This is a genomic window from Trebonia sp. (assembly GCF_049794275.1).
Classification (GTDB): Bacteria; Actinomycetota; Actinomycetes; order Streptosporangiales; family Streptosporangiaceae; genus Trebonia.
This window is the reverse complement of sequence record NZ_JBARCR010000547.1, coordinates 1-5364: the sequence shown is the minus strand read 5'-3', so window position 1 is coordinate 5364 and position 5364 is coordinate 1. Positions and strand designations below refer to the sequence as shown.

At 66.5% G+C, this 5364-nt stretch carries 4 protein-coding genes and 1 pseudogene; 3 read left to right on the top strand and 2 right to left on the bottom strand.

What is annotated here, in order from left to right; translation table 11 throughout:
* The first annotated feature begins 293 nt into the window (after positions 1–293).
* From WA805_RS15025 to WA805_RS15015, 3 genes and pseudogenes are all read left to right on the top strand, one after another.
* Positions 294–1067, top strand: coding sequence for a GntR family transcriptional regulator (locus WA805_RS15025; RefSeq protein ID WP_422280670.1), 774 nt, complete (start codon positions 294–296; stop codon positions 1065–1067).
* Positions 1068–1532: 465 nt separating this feature from the next.
* A complete protein-coding gene (locus WA805_RS15020; protein ID WP_422284984.1) occupies positions 1533–2792 on the top strand; it encodes an MFS transporter in 1260 nt (419 codons plus the stop codon).
* A 234-nt stretch (positions 2793–3026) separates the two neighbouring features.
* Positions 3027–3737: pseudogene (locus tag WA805_RS15015) on the top strand (hypothetical protein); the annotation flags it as partial.
* A 139-nt stretch (positions 3738–3876) separates the two neighbouring features.
* Here the strand turns inward: WA805_RS15015 and mnmA are convergent.
* On the bottom strand, positions 3877–4950 hold the full coding sequence (gene mnmA, locus WA805_RS15010; RefSeq protein ID WP_425240401.1) for a tRNA 2-thiouridine(34) synthase MnmA: 1074 nt from the start codon (positions 4948–4950) through the stop codon (positions 3877–3879).
* A gap of 43 nt (positions 4951–4993) precedes the next feature.
* Positions 4994–5364: aminotransferase class V-fold PLP-dependent enzyme (locus WA805_RS15005; protein ID WP_425242624.1), on the bottom strand; the 371-nt coding region annotated here is incomplete at its 5' end.

Genomic DNA, 5364 nt, shown 5'->3' with positions numbered 1-5364 from the left:
AGGGTGAAGATGATGAGGGTGCTAACGAAACCGGCCAGGGGAGCCTCCCGGCTCTCCTGCGAGCCTGACGATCTGAGACGGCCGGGAGCCACTCAAGGTCCAGCTATGACCAAGCGTTTGACCTGGTAGGCTAAGCCTGATATATCTAATCAGTCGGACGGTTCAAGCCATCCCAACCTCTTGTCTATAACGGTTGTACCACGAAACCTCGGGTACAAACCAGACGGCACCAGAGATTCTGATGAACTTGGCCGCAAGGATCGTCTGGGTGGTTGGTACCAATGGGAGGCTTCATGGTTCAGCAGCCGATGTACCAGCAGATCGCCGAGAAGCTACGCGCTCGGATCGAGGCAGGAGAACTCGCGCCAGGCGCCCAACTGCCGACCGAGCTCGAGCTCCGCGACCAGTATTCCTCATCGAGGAACACCATCAGGGATGCGATCAAGCGGTTGACGAGCCAGGGTCTCGTGGAGACGAGGCCAGGACAGGGGACCTTCGTCACCCCGAGGGTCGACCCGTTCGTGAGCGAGCTGTCCGGGGACCCAACGCGCGGCCCAGGTGAAGGCGCCGCGTATCTGTCCGAGGTCAACAAGAGCAACCGCAGTCCGAGCGTCACCCTACCCAGGGTCGAGGTCCAGATACCGCCCACCGAGGTCAAACGTCGGCTCCGTGTACCGCCAAACACGCAGGTTGTCAGTAGGCATGAAAGTCGTCACATCGACGGCATCCCATGGTCGATGCAGACGTCCTTCTACCCGATGGAATTCATCACCAGGGGAGCCACGCACCTGCTGATGGCCCAGAACATCGAAGAAGGCGCCGTCCAGTATCTAGCTCAGGCCATAGACGTCAGGCAGGTCGGCTACACGGACTGGATCACGGCGCGCGTTCCCAACAAGAACGAGCAGTCGTTCTTCGGCCTGGCATACGACGCCACGGTCTTCGAGATCTTCCGCACCGGCTTTGACCAGACGGGGACCGCGCTGCGCGTGACGGTTACGGTCTGGCCCGCTGACCGCAACCAGTTCATCGTCAATGTCGGGAAGGTCCCTGACCTGGAATATTAAGTTGACAATTCCAGTGCTGACCAAGTCATGCAATAAGCATCGCGTTAGCTAGCGGGGCAGGTCACAGAGCTGCGTGTGGTGACCTAAAGGAGATGACATGGTAAAGCTCCACGCACGCCCTTCCTTGCAGTACAGGTACGAGCACTACGACCCCATCGTGAATTAACGCCTAGGGCCGTCGGCGCCGCTAGCCGGCGGCCGCAATCATTTCATCGTTAACGTCAGGAAAGTACCGGAGCCCGAGTTCAATAGACCCACCCGCGTCGACCAGATAGAGCAAGCAAGCGAGCCAGCCTGAGACCCAGGTAAGCGCCGGACTGCTTGAAGGCCCCCCGCTGATTTCGCACATGCCTGGTCAAGCTGACCTCAATATCAAGGACAACAGTGCTACTACTGCCTGTGCCTAACCGCGTCCGGGAGCCACTCGGCCTTGTTCCCAGCGGTAACCAGCGCACCTCATGGTGGGTGCTCCGGAACGAGAACTTCCGTTTCTACTTTTACGGCAGTGTCGTTTCCGACCTGGGCACGTGGCTCCAGAACACCGCTCAGGTGCTGCTCGCATACCGACTGGCCCACTCGGTGTTCGCCGTAGCGCTGGTTACCTGCGCGCAGTTCTCGAGCCCGCTCGTGCTTGGTCCGTGGGCAGGTGTCATGGCCGACCGGTTCGGTGGCCGTAAAACTCTTCTTGGTACCCAGATCGTGTCCGCGCTGATCGCGGCCACGCTGGCTGGGCTGGAATTTGCCGGCGGCCTCACTGAGATAGGGCTGGTCATTGGCGCGATACTGAGCGGGCTCGCCTTTACCTTCGCGCTTCCCGCCAGGAACGTGACAGTGCGGCGACTGGTAGACGACGACGAGGACCGGGTCCGCGCGGCCTTCGTCATGGACGCGGTCTCCTACAACCTGGGCCGCGCTGTAGCGCCGTTGCTGAGCATCGGCGTCGTCCATTGGTTCGGCTATGGCTGGGCGTTCACGGGGAACGCTGTCTCGTTCGTGGTTTTCACCCTGATCCTCTGGCGAGCGGGGCGTTTCGGAGAGGAGCTGCGGCAGCGATCGCGGATCATGGACGGCTTCAGGATCGCCCGCCGCGAGAGGCGCATCCTGGTCCTGCTGCTTATGGTGGCGGCGGTGACAGTCGCCGATGACCCGGTACTTGTGCTCGGGCCCGCGCTGGCCAGCCATCTCGGCGTGTCCGCGAGCTGGTCCGGGTGGTTCATCGCCGCGCTGGGCGGCGGCAGCGTGGTCGGATCGCTGCGGCGTTCCAAGCACCTGCCCTCGCTCAGGCTCGCCGCCACCGCGCTGGCGCTCCTCGGCGGCTGCATGGTGTTCTTCGTCATGACGCCGTGGGTCTGGGTAAGCGTCGCCGCCGCCCTCGGCGCCGGGATCAGCTGCCTGGTCGCCAACTCCGCCACCCGCACGTTGCTGTCCAAGGCCGCCGGGCCGACGCGAGTGGCGGCCGTGATGGCAGTCTGGGCCATCGCCTGGGCTGGCAGCAAGCCGCTCGCGTCGCTCAGCGACGGGCTCCTGGCCGGCTGGATCGGCGTCCGCTGGACGGGAGTGCTACTAGCCCTGCCGGCCCTGATCCCGATCGCGGTGATGATCTTCGCGCCCAATTTCGGGCGCCGCCTGGTACGGGGCCGCACCCGCGGCGGCAGGACCGAGGCTGGGCCGACGCCCGCCTACGCGCTCCCTCCGGGGTCCGAGATCCCCGTCACCGCAGGCTGAACTGGACAGATGACAACAAAGCTCGCGTAACTCATAATCGGTTAGGAAGGACGGCGGACCACACCTCGGCGACGCCCCAAAAAGGGCTTAACGCCGGATTGCGCCGGACCAGGCGCCGCCGTTAGGCCCGACCGCTGGAGGCCTTACTCATGGCCAAACTCCACGCCCGCCCATCACTCCAGTATCGCTACGAACATTACGACCCCCTAGCGTAGGCACCGTGCGACGGCATTGATGCCAGGCATCGTCCCCGGATGTCGTCGCCAATCAAGCTCGCTTGACTCCGTGGGGCCGTGGGCCGCTCTGGCGGCACAGGCCACCACGGGGTTATGGCCCCGGCGCCGAGCGGGCGACCGGTTTCGAGACGAGCAGCACGTCCTGAATTCGGACGGTATGACACAAAAATCTTCGCAATCGATAATCGGACGCATGCCCTCACGATTCCGCTGGACCACGTTCGACCTGAACGAGTGTCTTCCCGCAGGCTGGCAAGAGGACGTTCGAGAGGTTGCCGCCGACGCCGATTTCCACGAGTTCCCGCGCACCCCGATCTTGTCGCGGGAGGCGATAGAGGTCCAGCGAATCCCGCGCGGCCGGGTACACGCCCCTCAGGTGCGCGACCGGCTGCCCTGGCTCCACCGGGCCTATCGTGAAGAGTTCCTCGAGATGGCCGGCGAAGCCAGCGCCGAGCCGATTGCGGCGGCCAAGGACGACCGCTATGGCGTCGTGCTGAACGTCCAGCGCGGGACCACGATGCGCTTCGAGTGCCACATCGACTCCAACCCGCTGACAGGCGTCCTCTTCTGCACGGATCACGCCAGCGGCGGCGAGCTCGTTTTCGCGCACGACGCGGACGCGGCGGACATCGCCGCGGTCGAGCAGGACTGCTCGGTCATCCGCCCCCATTCCGGGCACTTGATCTTCTTCGACGCCAGGCGGCACCCGCACTACGCGCGGCCTTTGACCGCGGAGTCCGAGATGCGGATTGTCGCCGTCATGAACTACTACACCGAGTCCTGCACTGAATCGACTCGTCCCGCGGAACTGAACAGGCACCTGTACGGTGACGGCGGCTTAGCGTCAGTCAGCGGGTCGCGGAGATGGTGGCGCTGCCGAGCACCGTGTCGCCGTCGTAGAGCACGGCGGCCTGCCCGGGGGCTACCGCGCGGGCGGGCTCACGCAGTTCGATGTGCAGGTCGTCGCCGCTGAGGGCGGCGACGCACGAGTAGACCTCGCCGTGCGCGCGGAGCTGAACCGAGCACTCGACCGGTACGGACGGCGGCTCGCAGCCGGTCCATACCGGGCGTACCGCCGTAATCTCGCGGACCGCGAGCGCCTCGGGCGAGCCGACGGTGACGGTGCTGGAGACCGGCTCGATGGACAGCACATACCTGGGCCTGCCGTCCGGGGCCGGGCGATCCACCCGGAGCCCCTTGCGCTGGCCGACGGTGAACGCGTAGGCGCCGTCGTGCCCGCCGAGCACCGTGCCGTCCTCGTCGACGATCTGTCCAGGGGCCGGCCCCAGCTTGCGCGTGAGAAAGCCCCGGGTGTCGCCGTCCGCGATGAAGCAGACGTCGTGGCTGTCCGGCTTGTCGGCGACCAGCAGCCCACGGCCCCTGGCCTCTTCGCGCACCGCGGACTTGGGCGTGTCGCCAAGCGGGAACATCGCGTGCGCGATCTGGTCCCTGGTGAGCACGGCGAGCACGTAGGACTGGTCCTTGCCCGGGTCGGCGGCGCGGCGCAGCGCGCCGGTCGCGGAGTCGATCTGCGCGTAGTGCCCGGTGCATACCGCGTCGAAGCCGAGCGCGAGCGCGCGGTCCAGGACCGCGGCGAACTTGATCTTCTCGTTGCAGCGCAGGCAGGGATTCGGCGTCCGGCCCGCCGCATACTCGGCGACGAAGTCGTCCACCACGTCGCGGGCGAACCGCTCCGCCATGTCCCAGACGTAGAACGGGATGCCGATGACGTCGGCCGCGCGGCGGGCGTCCCTGGCGTCCTCCAGGGTGCAGCAGCCGCGGGCACCGGACCGGTACGACTGCGGGTTCTGCGAGAGCGCGAGATGGACGCCGGTCACCTCGTGACCGGCGTCTACCGCACGCGCCGCCGCCGTGGCGGAATCGACCCCGCCGGACATGGCGGCAAGAACCCGTAGTCCCATAGCCATTCCAGGTTACCGAGCATGGCGTACCACTCGGGCGTCGCTAGCGCGCGGCGGCGCGGCGGGCGCGGGACACCGTCTCGCCGATGGCCGCGCCGAGGGCGTCGACGTCGGCCTGTGTGGTGGTGTGGCCGAGGGAGAAGCGCAGCGAGCCGCGGGCGCGCGCCTCGTCGGCGCCCATGGCGAGCAGCACGTGGCTGGGCTCGGCCACGCCGGCGGTGCAGGCCGAACCGGTGGAGCAGGCGATGCCGTTCGCGTCGAGCAGCATGAGCAGCGCATCGCCCTCGCAGCCGGGGAAGGAGAAGTGGGCGTTGCCCGGCAGCCGGGCCGGGCCGGGCGGCGCGCCGTTGAGTATGGCGTCGGGCACCGCCGCGAGCACCCTGGCGACGAGGTCGTCCCTGAGCGCGGCCAGCC

What these genes read in the sequence shown, in the direction of transcription:
- WA805_RS15025 (WP_422280670.1), top strand. Translation starts at nt 294, where the DNA reads ATGGTTCAGCAGCCGATGTACCAGCAGATCGCCGAGAAGCTACGCGCT.
- mnmA (WP_425240401.1), bottom strand. Translation starts at nt 4,950, where the DNA reads ATGGGACTACGGGTTCTTGCCGCCATGTCCGGCGGGGTCGATTCCGCC.